Here is a 24598-nt window from a genome sequence, read left to right as displayed (position 1 = left end):
ATGACCGCTCGTACCACTGTCGGCACCGTCGAGGATCTGCACGCATCCGCCACCAAGGCGTGCGGCCTCACCGATTTCGGCCCCGACGACTACACCGAGGCACTCGGTGTGCTGCTCGACTCGTATCGGCGCGACGCCGACCTCACCGAACTCGGTTCCAAGATGAACCGCTACTTCCTGCGCGGCGCACTGGTCGCGCGGGCGCTGAGCGAGGCGTCCTGGAAGGCCAATCCCGGGTACGCCGAGACCGCGATCCAGCGGCCGATCTTCGTCACCGGCCTGCCCCGCACCGGCACCACCGCGCTGCATCGGCTGCTGGCCGCCGACCCACAGCATCAGGCGCTCGAGATGTGGCTGACCGAACTGCCGCAGCCGCGCCCGCCGCGCGAGACCTGGGCCGACAATCCGGTGTTCCAGCAGATCGACGCCGGTTTCGCGCAGCATCACATCGACAATCCGGAATTCATGGGCCTGCACTACATGAGTGCCGCCGAGGTCGAGGAATGCTGGCAGCTGCTGCGCCAGACGGTGAAGTCCATCGCCTACGAATCGCTGGCCTATCTGCCGACCTATTCGCAGTGGCTGCAGCAGCAGGACTGGACCAACGCCTATCAGCGGCACAAGCGCAACCTGCAGCTGATCGGCCTGGGCGACACGAGGGGCTGGGTGCTGAAGAACCCCAGCCACCTGTTCGCGCTGGACGCGCTGATGGAGGTCTACCCCGACGCGCTGATCATCCAGACCCACCGCGACCCGGTGACCATCGTCGGTTCCTCGTGCAGCCTGTCCGAACAGGCCACCAAGGGCTGGTCGAACACCTTCGCCGGTGAGACGATCGGCCGCACCCAGCTCGAACTCTGGTCGCGCGGCCTGCGCGAATTCAATTCCGCGCGTGCGCGATACAACCCCGACCAGTTCCTCGACATCCAATTCGAGGATCTGCGCGCGGATCCGTTCGGCACCGTCGAGAAGATCTATTCGGCCTTCGGACTGGATTACACCGAGCCCGCCCGCGATGCCATGCGGGCGCTGGACGAGGAAAGCAAATCCGGCGACCGCAAACCCGCCCACAAGTACTCGCTGGCCGACTACGGGCTGACCGAGGACGAGGTGCGGTCGGTCTTCGCCGACCTCTGAGCTCGCTCTCTACGCCGCGGGCCGGCTCGGAATCGTCGTCCGAGCCGGCCCGCGGGCGTTTCTGCCGGGTGGGCCGGTGTCAGATCTCGGCGGACTTCTCGCGGCGGCGGGCGCGCCGCTGCTGAATGGCGGCGAAACGAATCTCCAGGCCGGTGATGAACGACTCCAGCGCCAATTCGAAACTCTCCGAATCGATTTCGTCGGCCTTGGCGCGCAGGAGATGGGCCTGCTCGAGATGGGGATAGCGGTCGCGGTAGACCTGCACATCGTCGACGAAGCCGCGCGAGAACGAGCCGATGGTCGAGCCCATCACCACATAGCGCGTCGCGGCGCCGATCATGGTGGCCTGGCGGGGTGGCCAGCCGGCGCCGACCAGGCCGCCGTGCACGGCGTCGGCCGCGCGCAGATTCTCCTCGCGCTTACCGGGGCCCGAGGCCAGGTAGGGGACGAAGTTGGGGTGGCGGACCAGGGCGGCGCGGTAGGAGCGCGCCCACGACACGAGGCCGGTGCGCCAGTCGGCGGTCTCGAAGGCCGAGGCGTCCACATGGGACATGATGCCGGCGGCGATATCGTCGAGCAGATCGTCCTTGGTGGGGTAGTGCCCGTACAGCGAGGCCGCCTGAACGCCCAGCTCGGCGGCCAGTTTCCGCATCGAGAGCTCGGGGAGTCCGTCGCGGTCGATCAATTCCAGTGCCGTCTCGCGGATGCGTTCGCGACTCAGTAGCGGTACCCGTGGCCGGGGCATCTTCGCCACCTCCTTCGCCGCGACACCGATCCGTGCCGAGTCAACCTACACCGTTGGGTACCGGGGCCTTGAACATCCGAACGCTGTTAGTTTATCGTGGCGGTAGATACCTAACAACGTTCGGTTAGGAGTTTTCCGTCATGGATCTGCAACTCGGCGATGCCCACCGCGAGCTGCGCGAGGTCGCCCGCGCCTGGGTCGACAAGGAGGTCGTGCCCTACGCCGCGGCCTGGGACCGAGCCGAATCGGTGGATACCGCGATCGTGCGCAAACTCGGCGACATGGGTTTTCTCGGTATCGAGATCCCGGAGGAGTACGGCGGCTCGGGTGGCGACGCGCTGTCGTACTGCCTGCTGCTCGAGGAGCTCGGCCGTGGTGACAGCTCGGTGCGCGGCATCGTGTCGGTCTCGCTCGGCCTGGTTGGCAAGTCGATCAAGGCCTACGGCAGCGAACAGCAGAAACAGGACTGGCTGCCGCGCTTGTGCGCGGGGGAGTCACTGGGCTGCTTCGGCCTCACCGAACCGGGCACCGGATCCGACGCGGCGAATCTGACCACCCGCGCGGTCCGCGACGGCGAGGACTGGGTGCTCACCGGCACCAAGATGTTCATCACCAACGGCACCTGGGCCGATATCGCGCTGATCTTCGCCCGCACCGGACAACCGGGCCCCAAGGGGGTCACCGCATTCCTCGTGCCCACGGACGCACCGGGTTTCGGCCGCACCGAGATCAAGGGCAAGCTCGGCCTGCGCGGCCAGGCGACCGCGGAAATCGTGCTCGACGGGGTACGCGTGCCGGATTCGGCACGACTCGGCGCCGAGGGGCACGGCTTCCGGATCGCGATGGCCGCCCTCGACAAGGGCCGCATGGGCGTGGCCGCGGGATGTGTCGGGGTCGCCCGCGCCTGCCTCGAGGCCGCGGTGCGCTATGCCGGGGAACGCGAACAGTTCGGCAAACCGATCGCCTCCTACCAGCTGGTCCAGGAGTTGATCGCCGACATCGCCGTCGACGTGGAGGCCGCGCGGCTGCTGGCCTGGCGGGTCGCCGACCTGGTCGACCGCGGCGAACCGTTCGGCACCGAGGCGTCGGTGGCGAAGCTGTTCGCCAGTGAGGCCGCGGTGAAGGCGGCGAACAACGCCATCCAGGTCTTCGGCGGGTACGGGTACATCGACGAATACCCGGTGTCGAAGTATCTGCGCGACGCGCGGGTGCTCACCCTCTACGAAGGCACCAGCCAGATCCAGAAACTACTCATCGGCCGCGCCCTCACCGGCGTGAACGCCTTCGTCTGACAACCGATTCCGAGGAGAGAATTCGATGACAGAACAGCGCAGAGTGGCCGTGGTGACCGGCGCCGCCCGGGGCATCGGCGCGGCCACCGCGGCCCGCCTGGCCGCCGACGGGGCGGCCGTCGCCATCGCCGACCTCGACGAGAACGCCTGCAAGGCCACCGCGGACTCGATCGTCGCCGCCGGTGGCGTGGCCGTCCCGCTGGCCTGCGATGTCACCGACGAGGCGAGCGTCGACTCCGCCTTCGATCGGGTCGCGGCGGAACTGGGCTCGCTCGACATCCTGGTCAACAACGCCGGCGTGCTGCGCGACAACCTGCTGTTCAAGATGTCGGCCGACGACTGGGACACCGTGATGTCGGTGCATCTGCGCGGCGCGTTCCTGTGTTCGCGTGCGGCACAACGGCATATGGTCGCCCGCCGCTACGGCAAGATCGTCAACACCTCCAGCGTCTCGGCGCTCGGCAACCGCGGCCAGGCCAACTACTCGGCCGCCAAGATGGGCATCCAGGGACTCACCCGCACCCTGGCGATCGAACTGGGGCCCTACGGCATCACCGTCAACGCGGTCGCGCCGGGCTTCATCGTCACCGAGATGACCGCCGCCACCGCGGCCCGCGTCGGCGTGAGTGTCGAAGAGTGGCAGGCGAAATCGGCCGAGATCACGCCGGTGCGCCGGGTCGGCCGCCCCGAGGACATCGCGAACACCGTGGCCTTCCTCGCCTCCGACGAGGCGTCCTTCATCACCGGCCAGACCATCTACGTCGACGGCGGCCGTCGGCTCTGAAACCGTTCCAGGAGAACATCATGCGCAGAACAGGCTTCACCGCCGACCACGACGCCTTCCGCGGCACCATCCGCAAATTCGTCGAGACCGAAGTGGTCCCCGTCTACGACACGTGGTACGAGGCGGGCATCGTGCCCCGCGAGTTCTATTACAAGCTGGCCGAATTGGGCGTATTCGGTATCGAGGTGCCCGAGGAATACGGCGGCGCCGGTATCGAGTCGTTCAAATTCCAGGCCATCCTCATGGAGGAGACGGCACGGGCGGGTGTGTCGTTCGGCGGGTCCAGTGTGCACGTCGGGCTGTGCCTGCCGTATCTGAAGAAGCTCGCCACCGAGGAACAGAAGCAGCGCTGGCTGCCCGGATTCGCCGCCGGTGAGATCATGTTCGCCATCGCCATGACCGAACCCGGCACCGGATCGGATCTGGCCGGAATGCGCACCACCGCCAAGCTTTCCGAGGACGGCACGCACTATGTGCTCAACGGCGCCAAGACGTTCATCACCGGCGGCGTGAACGCCGACCGGGTGATCGTCTGCGCCCGCACCGCGCCGCCCCGCGAGGACGACCGCCGCTTCGGCATCTCCCTGCTCGTGGTCGACACCACGTCGCCGGGTTACACGGTCGGCCGCAAACTCGACAAGCTGGGCCTGCGGACCTCCGATACCGCCGAGCTGAACTTCACCGACGTACGCGTGCCGGTCGAGGATCTGCTGGGCGAGGAGAACAAGGGCTTCTCCTACCTGGGTCAGAATCTGCCGCAGGAACGGCTCTCCATCGCCGCCGGCGCCTACGCCCAGGCGGCGGCCGCGGTGCGGTTCGCGCAGGAATACACCCAGCAGCGCAACGTCTTCGGCAAACCCGTCGCCTCGTTCCAGAACACCAAATTCGAGCTCGCCGCCTGCAAGGCCGAGGTCGACGCGGCCGAGGCCGTGGTGGATCGGGCGCTGGACGCCCTCGACGCCGGTGAACTCAGTGCCGCCGACGCCGCCTCGGCGAAGCTGTTCTGCACCGAGGTCGCCGCGCGGGTCATCGACCGCTGCCTGCAACTGCATGGTGGCTATGGGTTCATCAACGAATATCCGATCGCCCGGCTGTATGCCGACAATCGGGTCAATCGCATCTACGGCGGGACGAACGAGGTCATGAAGATGATCATCGCCAAGGATATGGGGCTGTGAACGCGACGCTGTCGCTGGCGAGCATTCTCGCCGAACCGGCGCGGCGCCGGCCCGATCACGTGGCGCTCATCGAGGGCGAGCAGCGGCTCACCTTCGCCGAATTGTGGCGTGCGGCAAGGGAACAGGCCGGTGCGCTGATCGCGCGCGGCATCCGGCCGGGAGACCGGGTCGCGCTGATGTGCCCGAATACGGCCGACTTCCCCCGGGCCTACTACGCGATCCTCGCCGCCGGGGCGACGGTGGTGCCGGTGCATCTGCTGCTCACCGCCGACGAGGCCGAATTCGTCCTGCGTGACAGCGGGGCGACGCTGCTGATCTGCCATCCGCAGGTGGAACCGGTCGGCGCGGAAGCGGCCCGTCGGGCCGGAATCGCCTGTCTGCGCCCGGAAAGCCTTGTGGGCGAGGCGATCGCGCTGTTCGTCCCGCGTTCACCGCTGGATACGGCGGTGGTGTTCTACACCAGCGGGACCACCGGCCGCCCCAAAGGTGCGGAGCTGAGCCATCTCAATATGGTCATGTGCGCCACCGTGAACGCCTTCGACGCCAACGATGTGCACCGCGACGACATCGCCCTGGGGGCGCTGCCGCTGTTTCACGTATTCGGGCAGACGGTCTCGATGAACTCCACCTGGCGGGTCGGCGCGACCCTCGTGCTGATGCCGAGATTCACCGCGCCCGAGGCGATTCGGCTCATGGTGACCGAACGCGTGAACACCTTCCACGGCGTCCCGACCATGTATCACGGACTGATCGAGGCGGCCGCCGACGCCGGCGAACTCCCCGCGCTGCGACTGTGCATCTCCGGGGGCGCGGCACTGCCGCTGCCGGTGCTGGAGCGGTTCGAGGAGGTGTTCGACGCGCAGATCCTCGAGGGATACGGGCTGTCGGAGACCTCTCCGACCGCCGCGGTGAACCAGCCGGTCTTCGGACCGCGCGCCGGCACCGTGGGACATCCGGTGTGGGGTGTGGACGTGGAGATCGCCGATCCCGCCATCACCGACCGCACAGAGTTGCTGCCGGCCGGCAGCGTCGGTGAGGTCGTGGTGCGCGGGCACAATGTGTTCAGCGGCTATACCGGCAATCCCGAGGCGAGCGCGCGGGCCGTGATCGACGGCTGGTTCCGCACCGGCGACCTCGGGGTGCGGGACGAGCAGGGATATCTGCGGATCGTCGACCGGATCAAGGAGATGATCATCCGCGGCGGATTCAACGTCTATCCCACCGAGGTGGAGGAGGCGCTGCTGCGGCATCCGAACATCGCGCAGGTGGCGGTGATCGGGGTGCCGGACGAGAACTACGGCGAGGAGATCGTGGCCGTCGTCGTGCCCGCCGGTGAGATCAGCGCCGAGGAGGTCATCGCCTACGGCCGTGAGCATGTGGCACGGTACAAATACCCGCGGCGGGCGGAGTTCGTGACCGAACTGCCGCTGGGGCCCACACACAAGGTTCTCAAACGCGAACTGAAGCAACGTTTCATGTGACCCGGCGGCGTGCGCCCCGGCAGCACGAAAGGGACGAGATATGACCGATTTCGCCGATCTGGACGCCCTCGCCGCGGCCGTGGGCACCGAACTCGGTGTCAGCGACTGGTTGCAGGTCGACCAGGACCGCATCAACACTTTCGCCGACGCCACCGGCGACCACCAGTGGATTCACGTCGACACCGAGAAGGCGGCGCAGGGCCCCTACGGACACACCATCGCGCACGGATTCCTCACCCTGTCGCTGCTGGTGCCGCTGACCAACCAGGCGACCACGGTGGGCGGCATCACGATGGGAATCAACTACGGGCTCAACAAGGTTCGCTTCATCACGCCGGTGCCGTCGGGCGGCCGCATCCGCGCCCGCGTCCACCTGGACTCGGTCTCCGAGATCCCCGGCGGCCTCCAGGCGGTGCGGACGGTCACCATCGAACTGGACGGCGCGGACAAGCCCGCGTGCGTCGCGGAAAGCATCGTGCGTTACCTGAGATGAGCGTGGGCCGCGGCGGGACGGAATTCGTCCGCTCCCGTCGCGGCGTCACGTCGTTCTGGGGGGCAACGGTGCGAGGCCGGCCGGATTGTCGCGTGCGGCTCTCACTCGCCGAGTTCGTTGCTCACCTTCACCCAGCGGTCCAGGAGTTGCGTGGCGGCGCCCGAATCGACCGAGGCGGCCGCCCGCTCCAAAGCGGGGCGCAGCAGCTCGTGGATATCGGTGCGGGCGGTCTCCGGGGTCAGCTCGAAGGCGACGATGGCGGCGGCGGAATTGAGCAGGACCGCGTCGCGGACGGGCCCGGGGGCGCCGTTGAACATATCGCGGGCGATCGCGGCGTTGACCGTCGCATCGCCGCCGCGCAGCGCCGCCGGATCCGCGCGGGGGATGCCCAGGCGCGTCGGATCGATGACGGTCTCGTACTGCTCACCCCCGGCGACGACCCACACGTCGGTGGTATCGGCGGTGGTGATCTCGTCGAGACCGTCGTTGCCGCGCACCACCAGCGCGTTGGCGCCGCGTTCGGCGAAAGCCCCGGCGATCACCGGGACGAGCTCGGCGAAGGCGCACCCGATCAGGCCCGCGCGCGGCTGCGCCGGATTGGTCAACGGGCCCAGCACGTTGAAGACCGTCGGAATGCCGATCTCCTTGCGCGCCGGACCTGCGAACCGCAGCGCCGGATGAAACAGCGGAGCGAAGCAGAAACCGATACCCACCTCGCGCACACACTGGGCCACCGACTCCGGGCTCAACGCGATCCGCACACCCAGCGCCTCGAGCACGTCCGCGCCGCCGCTCTTCGACGAGGCCGCCCGGTTGCCGTGCTTCACCACCGGAACGCCCGCCGCGGACACCACGATCGAAGACATGGTGGAGATATTGACCGAGCCGGAGCGGTCGCCGCCGGTGCCGACGATGTCGACCGCGCCCATATCGAGCGACACCCGCCGGGCATGGCTCAACATGCCGGTCGCCAGGCCGGACAGCTCGATCGCGGTGGGGCCCTTCATCTTGATGGCCACGCCGAAGGCCGCGATCTGCGCCTGCGTGGCGTTGTCGGAGAAGATCTCGTCGATCGCCCACGCCGCCTCCTCCGCGGTCAGATCGACCCCGTCGGTCAGGGCACCGAGAATCTCGGGCCAGCTGCGCGCGCTCATCGTTTCTCCCGTTCGCGATCGGACACCCGCATCGCTCGTCCGCGCGGGCGTGGGCGGGCCGGGGATTGCCGTCGGCCGCCCGGCTAGCAGCCTAATCGGCGGAGGCAATCTCTTTGTATCCGCTCGGTTGAAGCGCGTCCCAGCCCGTCGCGGTGCCCTCGTGCCGCTGGGCCAATCCCGCCATCCGCGAACGCTCCTGGGAACAGTGCAGTGCATCGAGGATCTGCACCCGCTGTAATACCAATTCGATATGACCGTCGCCCGCATCGTCGGTCGGGACATCGGTCTCGACGTCGGCCGCCGGCGGTGCGGCGGGGGAGTAGCCCTCCTGGGCGGCGATGTCCACGACCTCGTCGCGGGCCGCGGCCGGAATACGCAGATGATGACGCAGCAGGGCCTGCTCCTCGGCGCGCCAGCCGGTCGCGCGCTCGAGCGCGCTCGAGCAGGCTTCGGCATCGTCGAAACTGGACACAACGACCACCAGATCCGTTCGTGCCGGATCCAATTCCGGCGCCGCACCCCGGCCCGACAGGCGCTGCCACACCGATCGAATTCCCATTCCCTCCGCCTTCCTCCACGCTCGCCCGCAGCATCGCATACCCGCGATTTCCGCTGGTCATCATGGTGGCGTTCGCGCTCGACCTGCGGGTTCACCGGACACGCCGAATCGGCCCCCAGACCCGCTCGCGCGCTGATGATTCCGAACCCGACACCCCGAATTCGCACCCGGCTACGCCTGTCGTACTACGACGAGTCATACTTACCGGCGTGACGACCGCAGTAGGGACCCCAGGATCGGCCATTACTCAGCGTGTGCATTCGCTGAACCGGCCCAACATGGTCAGCGTCGGAACCATCATCTGGCTGTCGAGCGAGCTGATGTTCTTCGCCGGCCTCTTCGCCATGTACTTCGTCGCTCGTGCCCAGGCTCATGGCAACTGGCCGCCGGAACCGACCGAGCTGAACCTCAAGCTCGCCGTGCCGGTCACGGCCGTGCTGATCGCCTCCTCGTTCACCTGCCAGATGGGTGTGTTCTCGGCGGAGCGCGGCGATGTCTTCGGCCTGCGCCGCTGGTACCTGCTCACCTTCTTCATGGGCGCGTTCTTCGTGGCCGGTCAGGGCACCGAGTACCACGCGCTCTACCAAGAGGGCACCACCATCTCGAGCAGCATCTACGGCTCGGTGTTCTTCATCACCACCGGCTTCCACGGTCTGCACGTCATCGGCGGTCTCATCGCGTTCATCTTCCTGCTGATTCGCACCAAGGTCAGTAAGTTCACGCCGGCCCAGGCCACCGCGGCCATCGTCGTCTCCTACTACTGGCACTTCGTCGACATCGTCTGGATCGGGCTGTTCGCCACGATCTACTTCGTCCGCTAGCCGGGCGGCGGCCGTCACGCGCGGTCCGCGACAAATACACACTTTGCACAAGTCGGTTCCGTCTACTCCAAAGGGACACAGATGAGTTCATCTCCCCCGTCAGCGCCAGATCCCACGAGCGGGATCGGCAGCGCTGAGAACAACCAGGCCATCAAGACCCGCAAGCAGCGCCGGATGCGCCGCAAGCTCGCCGGCGGTCTGGTTCTTCTGATGGGCCTCGTCGGAGCCGGCTTCGCGGCATCGGCGCTCACCCCGCACGCACAGGTCGCGACGGCCAACGAGGATCAGTCGGCGCTGATCCGCGAGGGTAAGCAGATCTACGAGACCTCCTGCATCACCTGTCACGGCGCCAACCTGCAGGGTGTGCCGGACCGCGGCCCCAGCCTGATCGGTGTCGGCGAGGCGGCGGTTTACTTCCAGGTGTCCACCGGTCGCATGCCCGCCGCGGGCAACGGCGCGCAGATTCAGCGCAAGCCCCCGAAGTTCGACGCCCGCCAGACCGACGCGCTGGGCGCGTACGTGGCGGCCAACGGCGGCGGCCCGACCGTGGTCCGCGACCCGAACGGCGAGATCGCGCAGGATTCCCTGATCAAGGGTGCCGACCTGGGACGCGGTGGCGAGTTGTTCCGCCTCAACTGCGCGTCCTGCCACAACTTCACCGGTAAGGGCGGTGCGCTGTCCTCCGGCAAGTTCGCGCCGCCGCTGGAGCCGGCCAGCGCGCAGCAGATCTACACCGCGATGCTCACCGGCCCGCAGAACATGCCGAAATTCTCCGACCGGCAGCTGTCTCCGGAGGAGAAGCGTGACATCGTGGCCTATGTGAAGGACCGCACCGAGACCAAGCCGGAGGCCGGATACGGCCTGGGCGGTTTCGGTCCCGCGACCGAGGCCATCGCCATCTGGGTCGCCGGCATCATCGTGCTGGTGGGCGCCGCGATGTGGATCGGATCGCGATCATGAGCGAACAGGAGCGAAACGAGATGAGCCGGCCTGAGGATGGCGGCGGTAAGGGCGTGAACCTGAACCCCACCGAGGAGCAGCTCGACGCGATGTCGACCGCCGAGCTGGTCGAACTCGGTACCGCGCGCGACGGCGTCGACGTCGTCTACCGCGCTCCGCGCTGGCCGGTTCCGGGCACACGCGCGGAGAAGCGTGCCGAGCGCCACGTGACGTTCTGGTTCGCCATCTCCGCCCTGGCGGCGGCCGCGCTGATCGGCGTCTACCTGTTCTGGCCCTGGGAGTACAAGGGCCGCAATGAGGACGGCAACGGCCTGTATTCGCTGGCCACGCCGCTCTACGGCCTGCTACTGGGTATCGCGGTGCTGGCCATCGGCGTCGCCGCGGTCATCATCCGCAAGAAGTTCATCCCGAACGAGATCTCCATCCAGACCCGTCACGACGGTCCCTCCGACGAGGTCGACCGGCGCACCCTGGGCGCGCAGCTGTCGGACGCGCTGGAGACCTCGACGCTGGGTCGTCGCAAGATGATCACCCGTACCGCCGGACTGGGCGTGGGTGTGCTGGGTATCGGCGCACTGTTCCTGTTCGTCGGCGGCATGATCAAGAACCCGTGGGCCAAGGGCATGAAGTCCCCGCTGTGGGTGTCGGGCTGGACTCCGGACTACCCGGGCCAGACCATCTACCTGCGCAAGGACACCGGCCGGCCCGAGGACATCGTGCTGGTGCGGCCGGAGGACCTCGACGCCGGCGCCATGGAGACCGTGTTTCCGTGGAAAGAGGAGTGGCGCGGCAACGAGGAGGAGACCCTCCAGTCGCTGCGTGGCATCCGTAACGCGGTCATGTTGATCCGCCTGCGCCCGGAGGACGGGCAGAAGGCGATCAAGCGCAGGGGCCAGGAGAGCTTCAACTTCGGTGACTACTGGGCGTACTCGAAGATCTGCACTCACCTGGGCTGCCCGACCTCGCTGTACGAGCAGCAGACCAACCGGATCCTGTGCCCGTGCCATCAGTCGCAGTTCTCGGCGACCGAGTGGGGTAAGCCGATCTTCGGTCCCGCCGCCCGCGCCCTGCCGCAGCTGCCCATCACCGTCAACACCGACGGCTACCTGGTCGCCAACGGCGACTTCATCGAGCCGCTCGGTCCGGCCTTCTGGGAGCGTCGTTCATGAGTCCGAGCAAAGTGGTCGCACAGGCCAACGAGATGGACGAGCGGTACCGTGCCGCGGCGTTCGTGAAACGGTCGATCAACAAGGTCTTCCCGACCCACTGGTCGTTCCTGCTGGGTGAGATCGCGCTCTACGCCTTCATCATCCTGATCCTGTCGGGTATCTACCTGACGCTGTTCTTCGATCCGTCGATGAGCGAGGTCGTCTACCACGGCGCTTACCAGCCGCTGCGCGGCGTCACCATGTCGCGGGCGTACGAGACGGCGCTGAACATCTCCTTCGAGGTGCGCGGCGGTCTGTTCGTCCGCCAGGTGCACCACTGGGCGGCGCTGCTGTTCGCGTGCTCGATCATCATCCACCTGTTCCGCATCTTCTTCACCGGCGCGTTCCGCAAGCCGCGTGAGGCGAACTGGGTGATCGGCTCGCTGCTGCTGATCCTGGCGATGTTCGAGGGCTTCTTCGGTTACTCGCTGCCCGACGACCTGCTGTCGGGTACCGGTCTGCGGGCCGCCTTCGGTGGTATCACCATGGGTATTCCGCTGGTCGGCACCTGGATGCACTGGCTGATCTTCGGCGGTGACTTCCCGGGCACGATCATCATCCCGCGCCTGTACATCGCGCACGTGCTGCTGTTCCCGGGCATCATGCTGGCGCTGATCGCGGCGCACGTGGCGATCGTCTGGTACCAGAAGCACACCCAGTTCCCCGGACCGGGCCGCACCGAGAACAACGTGGTCGGTGCCCGCATCGTGCCGGTGTTCGCCGCCGACCAGGGCGCGTTCTTCATGTTCACCCTGGGCGTGCTCGCCGTCATGGGTGGTGTGCTGCAGATCAACCCGATCTGGAACCTGGGCCCCTACAACCCGTCACAGGTGTCGGCCGGTTCGCAGCCCGACTTCTACATGATGTGGACCGACGGTATGGCCCGTCTGATGCCGCCGTGGGAGCTGTACCTGGGTCGCTACACCGTGCCGGCTCCGTTCTGGGTCGCGTTGATCATGGGCCTGGTGTTCGCGGTGCTGATCGCCTACCCGTGGATCGAGAAGCGCCTCACCGGCGACACGGTGCACCACAACATCCTGCAGCGTCCGCGTGACGTGCCGGTGCGCACCGCGATCGGCGCCATGGCCATCGCCTTCTACCTGGTGCTGACCCTGGCGTGTGTCAACGACATCATCGCGCTGAAGTTCGATGTGTCGCTGAACGCGACGACCTGGTTCTTCCGCATCGCCCTGCTCGTCGCGCCGCCGATCGCCTACTTCCTGGCGTACCGGTTGTGCCTGGGTCTGCAGCGCGCCGACCGCACGGTCCTCGAGCACGGCATCGAGACCGGTGTGATCAAGCGCCTGCCGCACGGTGAGTACATCGAGGTGCACCAGCCGCTGGGCCCGGTCGACGCTCACGGCCACCCGATTCCGCTGGAGTACCAGGGCGCGCCGGTGCCGAAGAAGATGAACAAGCTGGGCTGGGCCGGCAAGCCGGGTTCGGGCTCGTTCCTGCGGGCTGATCCGCCCGCCGAGGCCGAGGCGCTCACCGCGAGCGAGCACGAGGCCGAGCACAAGCAGCTGGAGGTCCTGGCCACCTACCAGGAGCAGACCAGCGGCAGCGGCGGCAAGCACAGCCACTGAGTTCGCTGTCACGAAGCCCCGAGTCGATCGTTCGGCTCGGGGCTTCGTCGCGTCCGTGGCCCGTCCGGGCCCATCGCTCGTCCGGCCGCCGGTACGGCCGCGCTGCGGGGGCGGGGCCGGTGCGCAATTAGACTCGCGCTCATGATTACCGCGATCGTTCTGATCCACGCCGAGGCGGCCCGGATTCCCGAAACCGCGCAGGCACTGGCCGATCTCGACGGCGTCGCCGAGGTCTACTCGTGCGCGGGAGACGTCGACCTGATCGCGGTGGTGCGGGTGCGCGATCACGAACAGATCGCCGAGGTGGTGACCGGCCGGGTGAACAAGACCGCCGGCGTCCTGCGCACGACGACCCATATCGCCTTCAAGTCGTATTCGAGTGCGGATGTGGAGGCGGGGTTCTCGCTGGGGGAGTGAATGCCGGCGGGGCCGCTAGGCGCTGGTACGCGTGAGGTATTCGCTCGCGGCCGATTCCGCGCGGGTGGCCGCCTCGGCGCGTTCGACCCAGGCGAGCCAGGGACCCGCGCCCAGCCGTGGTTCCCGGTAGCCGTCGCTGGTGCGGACGATGCGGGTTCCGGGTTGCTCGAGCCAGCGGGCGATCACGCCCGTCTCCTCGGGCGGGGCACCGCGCAGCGCCGGGTGGTCGGGATCGTGCAGATCATCCGTTCCGGTCGGGATGCGCGGCTCCGGCGACGGGCCCGAAGTGACTGTGGTGGGGCGGACCGTCTCGGCCGCGGCGACCAGGCTCTCGACCACCGGCATCGGCGGGATACCGCGCGCGGCGGTTCCGGCGGCGGCGAGGCGACCGTAGCGGATCACCGCGAATTCCCAGCCGCCGCTGCCGTCAGGGCGGGCCGCGATCAGCTCGGCGATCCGGGCGAGGGCGGCCAGGCGCTGTGTGCGGCGTAGCGCCCGCACCACCGCGCAGGTCCGATCACGCAACCGCGCGGCCGCCTCGAAATGCTCGGCGGCGACGTACTCGTCGATGCGGGCGGCGATCGCGCGCAGAGGTGCGTCGTCGCGGCCGATGAACAGATCCCGCACCGCGCGGGGCGCGGCCGCGTACTGTGCGGCCGGCACCCGTTCGCCGAAGATCGCCGCCGGGCAGCCGCCCACGGCCGCGGGCGGGCAGTCGCCGCCGTGCACACCGCCGCGGGGGATCCGCGTCGTGCAGGTGCGCAGGCCGCTGTATTCCGCGAGGGTCGAGGCCACCTCGGTGGCGTCGGTGCGAGAAGTGAAGGGCCCCAAGGCATCCGCGGTGGGCGTGCGGCTCACCGCGAATCGCGGGAAGGGCTCGTCGGTCATGGTCAGCCACCATGCGCGCTTGGGAAATTTCGAGCGCCGATTGTAGGGCGGGGTGTGCGCCACCAGCAGGCGCAGCTCGCGCACCCCCGCTTCCAGTCCGTGTGCGCAGCGGACGTGATCGACCCGGGTGGCGAGCATGACCATTTCCCGCATGCGCGTGCGGGTTTCGGAGCCGGTGAAGTAAGTGCGCACGCGCCGGCGCAGATTCACCGCCGTCCCTATATAGAGGACCTCGTCCGAGGGCCCTCGGAACAGATAGACCCCCGGTGCGGCGGGCAGATCGGCGGCGAGGATGCGTTTGGAGCGCTGGCGGCGGGTGACCTCGGGCAGATAGTCCAGCAATTCGGGCAGGGTCTGGACACCGAGATTGCCCACCCGCTCGAACAGCGCGTGCAGGACGTCGACGGTGGCGCGCGCGTCGTCGAGGGCGCGGTGCGTGGGCCGGGTGGAGGCGCCGAGCAGCTGAGCCAGCGCCGAGAGCCGCACCGTCGGCGCCTCGTCCCGATCGAGAATGCGCCGCGCCAGCTGCACCGTGCACAGCACCTGGAAGGCCGGCCACGCGGTGTCGCAGCGCTGGGCCGCCGCCTTCAGGAAGGACATGTCGAAGCGGGCGTTGTGGGCGACGAGCACTGCGCCCGACGCGAATTCGAGAAATCCGGGCAGCACCGACTCGATCCGCGGAGCCTGCAGGACCATCGCGGTGGTGATGCCGGTGACCTGCACGATCTGCGGGGGAATCGCGCAGCCGGGATCGACCAGGGTCGCGAATTCGCCGAGTACTTCGCCGCCGCGCACCTTCACCGCGCCTATTTCGGTGATGGCGTCCCCGTCGGGCCGGGTTCCGGTGGTCTCGAGGTCCACCACCACGAAGGTGACGTCTCGGAGTGCGATCTCGGGCTCGTCACCGCCGTGACCTGGGAGTTCGAGGGCCAGCTGGGCCGGTCGCGGAACGGGGGAGGGCACGGCGAGCAGCGTAGGCGCAGGGTCCGACAGGATCGGTCCGGACGCCCGCCGGCGGCCGAGCCGGCGCGAGCTTTGCGCCCTGCGAGGTTCGGATTGCACGAGTATGCCGAAAAGTGACCAGGGTCACGGTAATTCGGTATAGCTATGAATAGCGGCGAACCGGCGACGTTCGCGGCGGCGACGACGACGTAGGGCTTGACTGCCCGGTGTTGATCATCAAACCTGCGGACTGTTCGGTTGGTTTTCGGCCGGCATGCTCTGGGCTACTTGCGGTTTCCTCTCTCGGGCGCCTCGCGGCTCCGGTGTCGGCGCGCCCGATTGCGGGGTGAGTCGCACCTGGGCAAACGCGATCGGCAACCGCCGTCGTTATCGTTTCGTGATTACTGTGAGCTATCTCGCAGACTGTCGAGCGGGAGCTCCTACCCGAACCCGCCTCGAAGCGTCGGGGCTTTACAACGCACCGTTATGTCCTCGTAACCTTTTCGAGACCTCACGGAGTCCGACGCACCACCGGGTGCGGCGTCGTGGGGCAGATGAGGAGTACCGCATCATGGCGATCAAGCGACAGGTTCAGGGGCTGCCTCGTACCGCCCGCCGGGCCGTTGCGGCCGGAGCCGTTGGCGCAGCAACCCTCAGCGCTCTGCTGCTCCCGGCGACCACCGCCGCGGCCGCGCCGGTCGACGTACCGGGCGTCGGCACCTTCGATGTTCCCGATCAGGTCCTCGGCGCGGTTCCGCCGGGCGCCGTCCCGCCGGGCATCCAGATCCCGGGCATCGCTCCCGCGCCTTTCGCGCCGCAGCAGACCGTCGGCCGGCGCGCGGCCGATGCCGCCCTGTCCAAGGTCGGCGCCCCCTACTCGTACGGCGCCGCCGGCCCGAACGCCTTCGACTGCTCGGGCCTGGTGAAGTGGTCCTACGAGCAGGCCGGTCGCGAACTGCCGCGCACGAGCTACGAACAGCTCTCCGAGGGCACCCCCGTCTCGCTCGACGCGCTGGAGCCCGGTGACGTGGTGTCCTTCTACGGCGGCAGCCACTCCGCGCTCTACGTCGGCGACGGCAACGTGGTGCACGCCTCGACCGAGGGCGAGCCGGTGAAGGTCGCCCCGATCTCCTCGATGCCGGTGGCGGGCGCTCGCCGCTACTGATTCACCCCCGCCCGGATCGGCGCATTCCGTACAGTTCGGACCGCCGATCCGGGCATTCGGGCGTTACGGCGTGATCGTTTCGTGCTCTGCTGGACATGGACGGTCGCCGTTCCGTAACCTTATCGAGACCTTCGTGGTTTCCAGCTCGGGACGAGAGAACGGGGCACGGCAGGCCGTGACAGCGCACAAGGGCAACGCGCAACGCAACAACAGAACCAGACGCCTGGTCGGCGGCTCACTGGCGGTGGGCGCGCTCGTGTTCGGAGCGTCCTCCGGTGGCCTGGCGACGGCCGATCCGGCGCCCGCGGAACAACCGGCCACCGCCGGTGACGCGGTGCAGCGGCTCATCGAGTTGTCGCATCAGTCGGAGCAGCTCAATCAGCAGGCGCTGGCCGCCCAGGGCGATCTGGAAGCCAAACAGGGCGTGGCCCGCGACGCCGATGCCAAACTCGCGACCGCGACCCAGGCCCTCGATGCCGCCAAGGCCGAGGTGCGCAAATATCAACCGGCCGTGGACCGGACCGCGATCGCCGCCTATCAGGGCGCCCGGACCAACCGGCTGTTCTCGGTACTGGTCTCCGATTCCCCGCAGCAGCTGCTCGACCAGATGTCGACGCTGGACGTGCTCTCCACGCAGACCGCCGACCAGCTGGCGCAGTTCTCCAAGGCCACCGATTCGGCCACCGCCGCCGAAACCGCGGCCAAATCCGCCTCCGACGCCGCGCAGGCCGCCGCGCAGAAGGCCGATCAGGTGCGCGCGGACCTCGAACACAAGCGTGCCGATCTGCAGGGCGCGATGGCCCAGGTCATCCAGGCCTGGGGTGCGCTCTCGGCCGGAGAGAAATCCACCCTCGCCGGATCGTTGTTCCCGCCCGGGTTCGACCGGGACACCCTGTTGCGCGGTCTGGTTCCGGGCAGCGGAACCAGTGCGCTGGCCGCGGGATTGACCCGCGTCGGCGACCCGTATGTCTGGGGTGCGACCGGCCCCGATCAGTTCGACTGCTCCGGTCTGGTGCAGTGGGCGTTCCATCACGTGGGTATCGATCTGCCGCGCACCAGTCAGGCGCAGGCCACGGTCGGCACGCCGGTGTCGCGGGACTCGTTGCAGCCCGGCGACGTGGTGTTCTTCTACTCGGACGCCTCGCATGTCGGCATCTACGCCGGTAATGGCATGATTCTGCACGCCTCCACCTTCGGTGTGCCCGTCGCGGTGGCGCCGATGGGCAATACGCCCTTCCATTCCGCGCGCCGATACTGGATCGGAATGCCGTAAACACTGCGAGAATCTGGCGGCGAGTCATCACACCGACGTGAGGATCGTGTCGTATGAGCGGATTGTTGCGGGTCCGGACATGGCTGGCGCATCGCGGGCGCTTCGAGTTCGTCGCCACCCTCGCCGTCGTAGTGGCTCTGACCGCGGCCGGCGGCGCACTCCTCGTGCTGCCGAAGACCGGCCTGCACACCGTGCCCGCCGCCGCGGAATCCGATTCCGCGCCGGCGCACGCCGATCCGCAGCTGCCCGAGTTGCGTCGCATCATGAGTTCGTACGGACCCGTTGTCGCGCAACAGGTTTCGGGTGACGACGGCAAACTGTCGGTGGTGCTGGGCCATCCGCACCAGCGCGGCGACGTCGACCAGCTCGCCCGCGAGGTGGGACCGGCGGTCACCGCGGTCTCCCAGGTGTGGGGTACCGACTGGGCCCACGAAGCCGTGGTCGCCGTCGCGTCGAGCGGTTCGGAATTCGCGGCGCTGACTCACGCCACCGGCCCGGTGTCCGACGAGGTCGCCGCGGCCTCGGTCTCGGATCCGTTCGTGCCCGGCACCCGGCCGACCGGTCAGCGGATCGTTTTCTCGCCCGATGCCGGGCGCCGGCTCGGCCCGGACGGTCTGCGCGAAACCCTGCGCCACGAACTCACCCACGTCGCCGCCCGGGCCGGGACCGTCGACGGCTCCCCGCAGTGGGTGCTGGAAGGGTTCGCCGAATACTGCGGCCACCGTGGGGACCAGCAGCGCTTCGCCCAGGTGGCACCGACCGTCACCACCCGCGCCCGCTCCGGTGATCTGCCCGCGGACCTGCCCGCCGATGCCGCGTTCATACCGGGCCCGGGCGCCGATGCCGCCCTCGCCTACGAACAGGCCTGGTCGGCCCACGCGTTCGTCGCCGATCGGTTCGGGGAGCCGAAACTCGTCGCGCTCTACCACCGGCTGGCCACCGGCCCGCAGGACGCAGCCGCGCTGGACCGAGGCCTGCGCGAGACCCTGGGTCTCGGCCACACCGAATTCGTCTCCGCCTGGCGCGACTGGATCAAGGCTCGCGTCGCAGCCTGAGCACCCGGCCGCGGCCACACCCATAGCGCCGGACGTCGCGGCCACACCCATAGACTCGCCCCCATGGGCCGCACGCTGTTGATCACCAACGACTTTCCGCCCCGGCCGGGCGGTATCCAGTCGTATGTTCATTCGCTCGCGCTGCGGATGCCGCCGGAGGACCTCGTGGTCTACGCGCCCCGCTGGCGCGGCGACTCTCATCTGCGGTTCGACGCCCAGCAGCCGTTCCCGGTGGTGCGCCACCCGACCACACTGATGCTGCCGACTCCGCTTGTGCTGCGGCGCGCCGCGAAATTGCTACGCGACGAAGGATGCGACACCGTCTGGTTCGGTGCCGCCGCGCCACTGGCCCTGATGTCGCCGGCGCTGCGCCGCTTCGGAGCGGAGCGAATCCTCGCCAGCACCCACGGCCACGAGGTGGGCTGGTCCATGCTGCCGGGCGCCCGTCAGGTGCTGCGCGTGATCGGCGACCACACCGATGTCGTCACCTACGTCAGCAAATACACCCGCCGGCGCTTCGCCGCGGCATTCGGCGCCCGGGCGGCCCTGGAATATCTGCCGCCGGGTGTGGACAGCACCGTCTTCCGTCCCGATCCCGCCGCGCGGGCGGAACTGCGCGCCCGGTACGGCCTGGGCGAACGGCCCACGGTGCTGTGCCTGTCGCGGCTGGTCCCGCGCAAGGGCCAGGACATGCTGATCCTGGCGATGCGCGAGATCCGCCGCCGCATCGACGGCGCGGTGCTCGTCATCGCGGGCGGGGGGCCGTACGAGGAGAAGCTGCGCGCGCTGGTGCGTTCGCTGGACCTGGAGGCCGACGTGGTGTTCACCGGTCGCGTCCCCGCCGCCGAACTGGCCGCCCATCACACGATCGCGGACGTCTTCGCGATGCCCTCGCGCACCCGCGGCGCCGGGCTCGACGTGGAAGGTCTCGGCATCGTCTATCTGGAGGCATCGGCGACCGGTGTGCCCGTGGTGGCCGGAAATTCCGGTGGCGCACCGGAAACCGTGCTCGAGGGCCGCACCGGCACGGTGGTCGACGGGCGCGACGAACGAGCCGTCGCCGCGGCGGTCGTCGACATCCTGTCCGACCCCGATGCCGCGGCGCGGATGGGTGCTGCCGGCCGCGAATGGGTCGCCGACCAGTGGCGCTGGGATGTGCTGGGCGGCCGGCTGCGCAGTCTGCTCGATCCCGGCGCACAGTCCGGCGTCGTGGGCTCCGACGGCAACGTCCGGTGAGTCCGACCGCGCGGGGCGACGGGTCGCGTGTGCTCGGCACTGCGTTACCGCCTCCGGCCTCCGACCCAGTAGGCTCGGGCCTCATGAGCGAGCGCAGCAGCGAGCCACAGCCGTGAGCAGTATCCAGGTGGCCGACCAGACCTTCGTCGCCGCGCCCGGCGCCGCGGTCGCCGAGGTTCTGGCCGATCGGTCGCGGTGGCGCCGCTGGTGGCCCGACCTCACCCTCGAGGTGCGAGAAGACCGGGGTGACAAGGGAATTCGCTGGTCGGTCAGCGGAGCGCTGACCGGCACCATGGAGGTCTGGCTGGAGCCGTCGCTGGACGGCGTGATCCTGCACTACTTCCTGCACGCCGAACCGCCGGGCGCGGACGCACTCTCGCCCCGAACACTGATGGCCGCCAACCGTTCCCGGCGGGTAGCCGGCAAGAAGATGTCGTTCGAGGTGAAATCGCGGCTGGAGGCCGGCCGTCCGGCCGGTGTGGCGCCGTCACGCTAGGTCGAAAGGAAACGCTGTCAGTCATGGCCGACCGGACCCAGAGGTCGATCACCATCGATGCCCCCTCGGATCGGGTGATGGCCGTCATCGCCGATCTGCAGTCGTATCCGGAATGGGTGTCGGCGGCACGATCGGTGGACGTACTGGAGACCTTCCCCGACGGACGGGCCCGCACGGCGAAATTCGTGCTGGACGCCGGCGTCGTCAAGGACACCTATGTGCTGTCCTACACCTGGCGGGACGACGGCCGCGCGGTGAGCTGGCGACTGGTCAGCGGCGAACTGCAGAAGGCGCAGGACGGCACCTACGAGCTCATCGACCAGCCCGACGGCACCACCCAGGTGGTGTACGAGCTGACCGTGGACCTCACCATCCCGATGATCGGGATGTTCAAACGCAAGGCCGAGAAGGTGATCACCGATACGGCCCTCAAGGAACTCAAGAAACGGGTCGAAGGCTGACCCGGCCTCCGCGGCGCGGTCGTGGTGCCGTCACGACCCGTCTCGAACTGTTCATCGGCAAGGGCGGAGTCGGTAAGACCACGCTCGCCTGTGCGGCGGCCATCGCCGCGGTGCAGGCCGGACAGCGGGTGCTGGTCGCCTCGGTGGATCAGGCCCATTCGCTCGGCGACGCATTGGGTTTCCGCTTCTCTCACGATCCCGGCACGGTTGCCGGGGTGGTGACCGTCGCCCCCGGATTCGACGTCATCGAGATCGATTCGCTTGCGCTGCTGGAGGATCGGTTCCGTGATGTCGCGCGGATGCTGTCCGGCGCGGGCCACGATCACGGCATCGACCTCGCCGCGCTCGATCCGGCCGAGCTGACCGGGCTGCCCGGTGTGCAGGAACTGCTGGCATTGACCGAGATCGCGCAGTTCGCGAACGAGGACGACTGGGATCTGATCATCGTGGACTGCCCGCCCTCGGCGGATATGTTGCGCATCGTCACCGCACCCGACACCCTGCTCGGCTACCTCGAGCGGATCTGGCCCACCCATGCCCGGGTGATGAGCGCGACCGGCCCGGATATGCGGCGCGCGGTGCTGGCGGCGACGGTGGAGCGGATCGCGGCCGCGGTCACGGCGATTCGTGATCTGCTGGCCGATCCACAACGCACCGGGGCCCGGCTGATCACCGGCGCCGAACGGGTCGCACTGGCCGAATCCGCGCGGGTGCGTTCGGCGGCGGCGCTTCTGGGTATGCGTCTGAACGCAGTGGTGGTGAACAAAGTGCTGCCGCCGGTGCCGCCGGCCGACGGTGGCGCTCACCCCGCGGTGCAGTGGTATCTGCAGCGGCGCGCGGAACAACTCGACGTGATCGCGGACCTGCGCCGCCGGATGCCGGATGTGCCGGTGGTGATCGCCCATCACAGCGGTCCGGAACCGGTCGGCCCGCAGGCGTTGGCGGCGCTGGCACAGGCATTGCCCGTTCGTGGCAACCGGCCGACCGCCGAGCCAGACCCTATGCTGGGCGACACGACGCCGGAGCCGGGTACCGCGGCGGGGGAGCCGGAGGTGCGGTGGGAGTCGGGCACCGGGCTGGATTCGGTATTCACGCTGCGGATGCGTCTGCCGGTGGTCGACCCGGGCACGCTGCGACTGGGACGAGTGGAGGACGATGTGATCGTGGGAGCGGACGGGGTCCGGCGGCGGCTACGACTGGCGCCGGTATTGCGGCGGTGCACGGTCGAGGGCGCCGAACTCGACGGTGAGCAGCTGATCGTGCGTTTCCGGCCCGACCCGGGGGTCTGGCCGCAATGACCCACGCCCACGACGACAGTTTCGGCGAATTCGCCCAGGAACTGCGCGCCCTCGCCGAGACCCTGCTCGAACGTCTCGAACCCGCCCTGCGTCGCGCGGCCGCCGACGGCCGCGAATGGGACAGCTGCAGCTGGTGTCCCGTCTGTGCGGCCGCGGCACTGGTCCGCGGCGAACACCACGAGGTCGTCGCCGCGGTCGCCGACCACGGCACCGCGATCGTGACCGTGCTGCGCGAGGCACTGGCCGGAGTACCGGTCGAACCGCTACTCCCGGACGACGTTCCGGACGTCGACGACGAATCCGGCGAATATGATTCCGCGGCAACGGAAGTCGGCGCCGATCCCAGCTCGGAGCGCACGGAGCACGACGGGTGGATCGCGGGCGGGGCGGCCGGAGATCCGTCCGACGCCGGTGCCGGAGCGGGCGGCAGTGGGCCCGGAGCCGAAGCGGGCGGCAGTGGTAGCGGAGCGGACCGCCGCGCGAAAGGCGTTCGCCGAGATGTGCCCGGGAACGGCCGCGCCGGCGCTGCGGAGGCGGCCCCGGGGGCGAAGCCGGCGCCCGGCGAGCAGCAGAGCACGACGCGGCGGGGTGGCCGGCGCGCGGCCGAACGTGCTGGGCGGGGGCGGGATTCGGTCGAGCGACCCGGATACGTTCCCATCTCGGTGCGGATCAAGAAATGACCACCAGGGTCGGACGAGAGGCCCCGCTCACCGTCGGCATCGATGTCGGCGGGACGAATATCCGGGCGTCGGTCGTCGACGGGGACGGAGAGGTTCTCGACACCGTCCAGGCGCCCACGCCGCATTCGTCGCACGCACTCGAGGACGGCCTCGACCGCGCGGTCCGGGAACTGTGCGCGCGCCACGACATCGGCGCGGTCGGGCTGGCGGTCGCCGGATTCGTCGACGAATCCCGCTCCTCGGTGCGCTTCGCACCGCATCTGCCGTGGGAGGACACCGCGGTCGCCGGCCGGCTCGGCCGCAGGCTCGAGTTGCCGGTGATCCTCGAACACGATGCCAATGCCGCGATGTGGGCCGAATACCGGTTCGGCGCGGCCGCGGGCGCGCACAACGGCGTGCTGGTCGCCATCGGTACCGGAATCGGCGCGGCGCTGCTGGTCGAGGGGCGGCTGTATCGCGGAAGTTACGGTGTCGCACCGGAATTGGGCCATCTGCAGGTGGTGCCGCACGGCCGGATCTGCCCGTGCGGCAAACGCGGCTGCTGGGAGCGCTACTGCAGCGGTACGGCCCTGGTCGACACCGCGATCGAGATGCTGGCCACCGATCCGATGCCCTCGACGATCCTGGCGCGGGAGGTGGTCGGTGATCCGGGATCGCTGACCGGGCGCCGGGTCGCGGGCGCGGCCCACGACGGTGATCCGGTGGCGCTGCACGTGATGGCCGATTTCGCCCGCTGGCTCGGGCTGGGCCTGGCCTTCGTCAGCGACATCTTCGACCCCGATCTGATCGTCATCGCGGGTGGGGTGAGCTCATCGGCGCCGCTGTTCCTCGACGACGCGCGCGAACATTACGCCGCCGCCATCACCGGCGGCCGTCATCGCCCCCTGGCTCGCATCCGCACCACGCAACTGGGTGAGGCGGCGGGGATGATCGGCGCGGCCGAACTCGCGCGCACGGCGCTCGAGACGGGGGCTACCGAGGGGCTTGCGCGGAACAGCCGCGGCGCCGAGTCGGCGGCCGTGCGGCGAGCCCGATCCGCCGCGGGCCGCGAATAGTCGTCCTGGTTCTCGAAGGCGCTTGCCGAGGGCGATGTCGCGCGGCGGGAAACGAATCGGCCACTCTCGTCGTCGTCCGGCGGGCGGCCGAGGCGTGGGGGCAAACGATCCGCGGCGTCGCACATCTCGCCGATTCTTCGACGCTCGGTCGGTTTTCGCGCACTGAAGCGCCTCACGTGTACCCGATTTCACCGATGTGATTGCCGGCATGTGAAATACCTCGTGTGGGGTTGG

The 24598-nt window shown here is 68.8% G+C and carries 24 protein-coding genes; 20 read left to right on the top strand and 4 right to left on the bottom strand.

The window, feature by feature from the left end; all coding sequences use genetic code 11:
• The gene (locus NA3_RS26135) at positions 1-1137 is read left to right on the top strand and encodes a sulfotransferase family protein (protein WP_062966264.1); all 1137 of its coding nucleotides are present in this window, start codon (positions 1-3) and stop codon (positions 1135-1137) included.
• A gap of 79 nt (positions 1138-1216) precedes the next feature.
• Here the strand turns inward: NA3_RS26135 and NA3_RS26130 are convergent, their stop codons facing one another.
• Positions 1217-1882, bottom strand: coding sequence for a TetR/AcrR family transcriptional regulator (locus NA3_RS26130; RefSeq protein WP_062966378.1), 666 nt, complete (start codon positions 1880-1882; stop codon positions 1217-1219).
• A 140-nt stretch (positions 1883-2022) separates the two neighbouring features.
• On the opposite strand from NA3_RS26130, the gene NA3_RS26125 reads away from it, so the two are divergent.
• Genes NA3_RS26125 through NA3_RS26105 form a run of 5 tightly spaced genes read left to right on the top strand, consistent with a single transcriptional unit; the run spans position 2023 to position 7110 of the window.
• Entirely contained in the window at positions 2023-3174 is a 1152-nt protein-coding gene (locus tag NA3_RS26125) for an acyl-CoA dehydrogenase family protein (RefSeq protein WP_062966263.1), read from the top strand.
• Positions 3175-3199: 25 nt separating this feature from the next.
• Positions 3200-3958 (top strand): 3-oxoacyl-ACP reductase FabG, encoded by a 759-nt coding sequence (gene fabG / locus NA3_RS26120; protein ID WP_062966262.1) that lies wholly within the window; start codon positions 3200-3202, stop codon positions 3956-3958.
• A gap of 20 nt (positions 3959-3978) precedes the next feature.
• Positions 3979-5136, top strand: coding sequence for an acyl-CoA dehydrogenase family protein (locus tag NA3_RS26115; protein ID WP_062966261.1), 1158 nt, complete (start codon positions 3979-3981; stop codon positions 5134-5136).
• Positions 5133-6617, top strand: coding sequence for a long-chain-fatty-acid--CoA ligase (locus tag NA3_RS26110; protein WP_062966260.1), 1485 nt, complete (start codon positions 5133-5135; stop codon positions 6615-6617). Before NA3_RS26115 ends, NA3_RS26110 begins: the two co-directional genes overlap by 4 nt.
• Before the next feature lie 40 nt (positions 6618-6657).
• Positions 6658-7110, top strand: a complete 453-nt coding sequence (locus tag NA3_RS26105) for a MaoC family dehydratase (RefSeq protein WP_062966259.1) — start codon at positions 6658-6660, stop codon at positions 7108-7110.
• 101 nt (positions 7111-7211) lie between these two features.
• On the opposite strand, the gene trpD is transcribed toward NA3_RS26105, so the two are convergent.
• Together trpD and NA3_RS26095 are read right to left on the bottom strand one after the other, a co-directional pair.
• On the bottom strand, positions 7212-8264 hold the full coding sequence (gene trpD, locus NA3_RS26100) for an anthranilate phosphoribosyltransferase (RefSeq protein WP_062966258.1): 1053 nt from the start codon (positions 8262-8264) through the stop codon (positions 7212-7214).
• 91 nt (positions 8265-8355) lie between these two features.
• Positions 8356-8823, bottom strand: a complete 468-nt coding sequence (locus NA3_RS26095; RefSeq protein ID WP_062966257.1) for a hypothetical protein — start codon at positions 8821-8823, stop codon at positions 8356-8358.
• Positions 8824-9032: 209 nt separating this feature from the next.
• Between NA3_RS26095 and ctaE the strand changes: the two genes are divergently transcribed.
• The 5 genes from ctaE to NA3_RS26070 all read left to right on the top strand — a co-directional run bounded on the left by ctaE (position 9033) and on the right by NA3_RS26070 (position 13815).
• Entirely contained in the window at positions 9033-9644 is a 612-nt protein-coding gene (gene ctaE, locus NA3_RS26090; RefSeq protein WP_082857314.1) for an aa3-type cytochrome oxidase subunit III, read from the top strand.
• A gap of 81 nt (positions 9645-9725) precedes the next feature.
• Positions 9726-10604, top strand: a complete 879-nt coding sequence (gene qcrC, locus NA3_RS26085; RefSeq protein ID WP_084491870.1) for a cytochrome bc1 complex diheme cytochrome c subunit — start codon at positions 9726-9728, stop codon at positions 10602-10604.
• A 20-nt stretch (positions 10605-10624) separates the two neighbouring features.
• Positions 10625-11773 carry a cytochrome bc1 complex Rieske iron-sulfur subunit gene (gene qcrA, locus NA3_RS26080; RefSeq protein ID WP_062966377.1) on the top strand — a complete coding sequence of 383 codons (1149 nt, stop codon included), beginning with the start codon at positions 10625-10627 and terminating at the stop codon, positions 11771-11773.
• Positions 11770-13398, top strand: a complete 1629-nt coding sequence (gene qcrB / locus NA3_RS26075; protein ID WP_062966254.1) for a cytochrome bc1 complex cytochrome b subunit — start codon at positions 11770-11772, stop codon at positions 13396-13398. Before qcrA ends, qcrB begins: the two co-directional genes overlap by 4 nt.
• 141 nt (positions 13399-13539) lie before the next feature.
• The gene (locus NA3_RS26070) at positions 13540-13815 is read left to right on the top strand and encodes an Lrp/AsnC family transcriptional regulator (protein WP_036500227.1); all 276 of its coding nucleotides are present in this window, start codon (positions 13540-13542) and stop codon (positions 13813-13815) included.
• A 15-nt stretch (positions 13816-13830) separates the two neighbouring features.
• Here NA3_RS26070 and NA3_RS26065 read toward each other — a convergent pair whose 3' ends face one another.
• Complete coding sequence (locus NA3_RS26065) at positions 13831-15666, bottom strand: DEDD exonuclease domain-containing protein (protein WP_084491869.1); 1836 nt, start codon at positions 15664-15666, stop codon at positions 13831-13833.
• Between the two features lie 550 nt (positions 15667-16216).
• Here NA3_RS26065 and NA3_RS26060 point away from each other — a divergent pair.
• The 9 genes from NA3_RS26060 (at position 16217) to NA3_RS26020 (ending at position 24364) form a co-directional block, all read left to right on the top strand.
• Positions 16217-16810 (top strand): C40 family peptidase, encoded by a 594-nt coding sequence (locus tag NA3_RS26060; RefSeq protein WP_062966253.1) that lies wholly within the window; start codon positions 16217-16219, stop codon positions 16808-16810.
• 175 nt (positions 16811-16985) lie between these two features.
• Positions 16986-18083, top strand: a complete 1098-nt coding sequence (locus NA3_RS26055) for an NlpC/P60 family protein (RefSeq protein WP_084491868.1) — start codon at positions 16986-16988, stop codon at positions 18081-18083.
• A gap of 53 nt (positions 18084-18136) precedes the next feature.
• Positions 18137-19138 carry a hypothetical protein gene (locus NA3_RS26050; RefSeq protein WP_062966252.1) on the top strand — a complete coding sequence of 334 codons (1002 nt, stop codon included), beginning with the start codon at positions 18137-18139 and terminating at the stop codon, positions 19136-19138.
• A gap of 63 nt (positions 19139-19201) precedes the next feature.
• The gene (locus tag NA3_RS26045) at positions 19202-20374 is read left to right on the top strand and encodes a glycosyltransferase family 4 protein (RefSeq protein ID WP_062966251.1); all 1173 of its coding nucleotides are present in this window, start codon (positions 19202-19204) and stop codon (positions 20372-20374) included.
• Positions 20375-20486: 112 nt separating this feature from the next.
• Positions 20487-20870, top strand: coding sequence for a hypothetical protein (locus NA3_RS26040; RefSeq protein WP_062966250.1), 384 nt, complete (start codon positions 20487-20489; stop codon positions 20868-20870).
• A 23-nt stretch (positions 20871-20893) separates the two neighbouring features.
• On the top strand, positions 20894-21331 hold the full coding sequence (locus tag NA3_RS26035; protein WP_062966249.1) for an SRPBCC family protein: 438 nt from the start codon (positions 20894-20896) through the stop codon (positions 21329-21331).
• On the top strand, positions 21328-22629 hold the full coding sequence (locus NA3_RS26030; RefSeq protein WP_305781565.1) for an ArsA family ATPase: 1302 nt from the start codon (positions 21328-21330) through the stop codon (positions 22627-22629). Before NA3_RS26035 ends, NA3_RS26030 begins: the two co-directional genes overlap by 4 nt.
• Positions 22626-23309 carry a hypothetical protein gene (locus NA3_RS38825; RefSeq protein ID WP_227995305.1) on the top strand — a complete coding sequence of 228 codons (684 nt, stop codon included), beginning with the start codon at positions 22626-22628 and terminating at the stop codon, positions 23307-23309. Before NA3_RS26030 ends, NA3_RS38825 begins: the two co-directional genes overlap by 4 nt.
• Entirely contained in the window at positions 23306-24364 is a 1059-nt protein-coding gene (locus NA3_RS26020; RefSeq protein WP_062966248.1) for an ROK family protein, read from the top strand. Before NA3_RS38825 ends, NA3_RS26020 begins: the two co-directional genes overlap by 4 nt.
• The last annotated feature ends 234 nt before the right edge of the window (positions 24365-24598 follow it).

Origin of the sequence: Nocardia africana NBRC 100379, assembly GCF_001612635.1 — a bacterium.
Lineage (GTDB): Bacteria > Actinomycetota > Actinomycetes > Mycobacteriales > Mycobacteriaceae > Nocardia > Nocardia africana.
The sequence above is the reverse complement of the archived record's forward strand: the minus strand, read 5'-3'. Positions and strand labels throughout refer to the sequence as shown.

What these genes read in the sequence shown, in the direction of transcription:
- NA3_RS26135 (WP_062966264.1), top strand. Translation starts at nt 1, where the DNA reads ATGACCGCTCGTACCACTGTCGGCACCGTCGAGGATCTGCACGCATCC.
- NA3_RS26130 (WP_062966378.1), bottom strand. Translation starts at nt 1,882, where the DNA reads ATGCCCCGGCCACGGGTACCGCTACTGAGTCGCGAACGCATCCGCGAG.
- NA3_RS26125 (WP_062966263.1), top strand. Translation starts at nt 2,023, where the DNA reads ATGGATCTGCAACTCGGCGATGCCCACCGCGAGCTGCGCGAGGTCGCC.
- fabG (WP_062966262.1), top strand. Translation starts at nt 3,200, where the DNA reads ATGACAGAACAGCGCAGAGTGGCCGTGGTGACCGGCGCCGCCCGGGGC.
- NA3_RS26115 (WP_062966261.1), top strand. Translation starts at nt 3,979, where the DNA reads ATGCGCAGAACAGGCTTCACCGCCGACCACGACGCCTTCCGCGGCACC.
- NA3_RS26105 (WP_062966259.1), top strand. Translation starts at nt 6,658, where the DNA reads ATGACCGATTTCGCCGATCTGGACGCCCTCGCCGCGGCCGTGGGCACC.
- trpD (WP_062966258.1), bottom strand. Translation starts at nt 8,264, where the DNA reads ATGAGCGCGCGCAGCTGGCCCGAGATTCTCGGTGCCCTGACCGACGGG.
- NA3_RS26095 (WP_062966257.1), bottom strand. Translation starts at nt 8,823, where the DNA reads ATGGGAATTCGATCGGTGTGGCAGCGCCTGTCGGGCCGGGGTGCGGCG.
- qcrC (WP_084491870.1), top strand. Translation starts at nt 9,726, where the DNA reads ATGAGTTCATCTCCCCCGTCAGCGCCAGATCCCACGAGCGGGATCGGC.
- qcrA (WP_062966377.1), top strand. Translation starts at nt 10,625, where the DNA reads ATGAGCCGGCCTGAGGATGGCGGCGGTAAGGGCGTGAACCTGAACCCC.
- qcrB (WP_062966254.1), top strand. Translation starts at nt 11,770, where the DNA reads ATGAGTCCGAGCAAAGTGGTCGCACAGGCCAACGAGATGGACGAGCGG.
- NA3_RS26070 (WP_036500227.1), top strand. Translation starts at nt 13,540, where the DNA reads ATGATTACCGCGATCGTTCTGATCCACGCCGAGGCGGCCCGGATTCCC.
- NA3_RS26060 (WP_062966253.1), top strand. Translation starts at nt 16,217, where the DNA reads ATGGCGATCAAGCGACAGGTTCAGGGGCTGCCTCGTACCGCCCGCCGG.
- NA3_RS26050 (WP_062966252.1), top strand. Translation starts at nt 18,137, where the DNA reads ATGAGCGGATTGTTGCGGGTCCGGACATGGCTGGCGCATCGCGGGCGC.
- NA3_RS26045 (WP_062966251.1), top strand. Translation starts at nt 19,202, where the DNA reads ATGGGCCGCACGCTGTTGATCACCAACGACTTTCCGCCCCGGCCGGGC.
- NA3_RS26035 (WP_062966249.1), top strand. Translation starts at nt 20,894, where the DNA reads ATGGCCGACCGGACCCAGAGGTCGATCACCATCGATGCCCCCTCGGAT.
- NA3_RS38825 (WP_227995305.1), top strand. Translation starts at nt 22,626, where the DNA reads ATGACCCACGCCCACGACGACAGTTTCGGCGAATTCGCCCAGGAACTG.
- NA3_RS26020 (WP_062966248.1), top strand. Translation starts at nt 23,306, where the DNA reads ATGACCACCAGGGTCGGACGAGAGGCCCCGCTCACCGTCGGCATCGAT.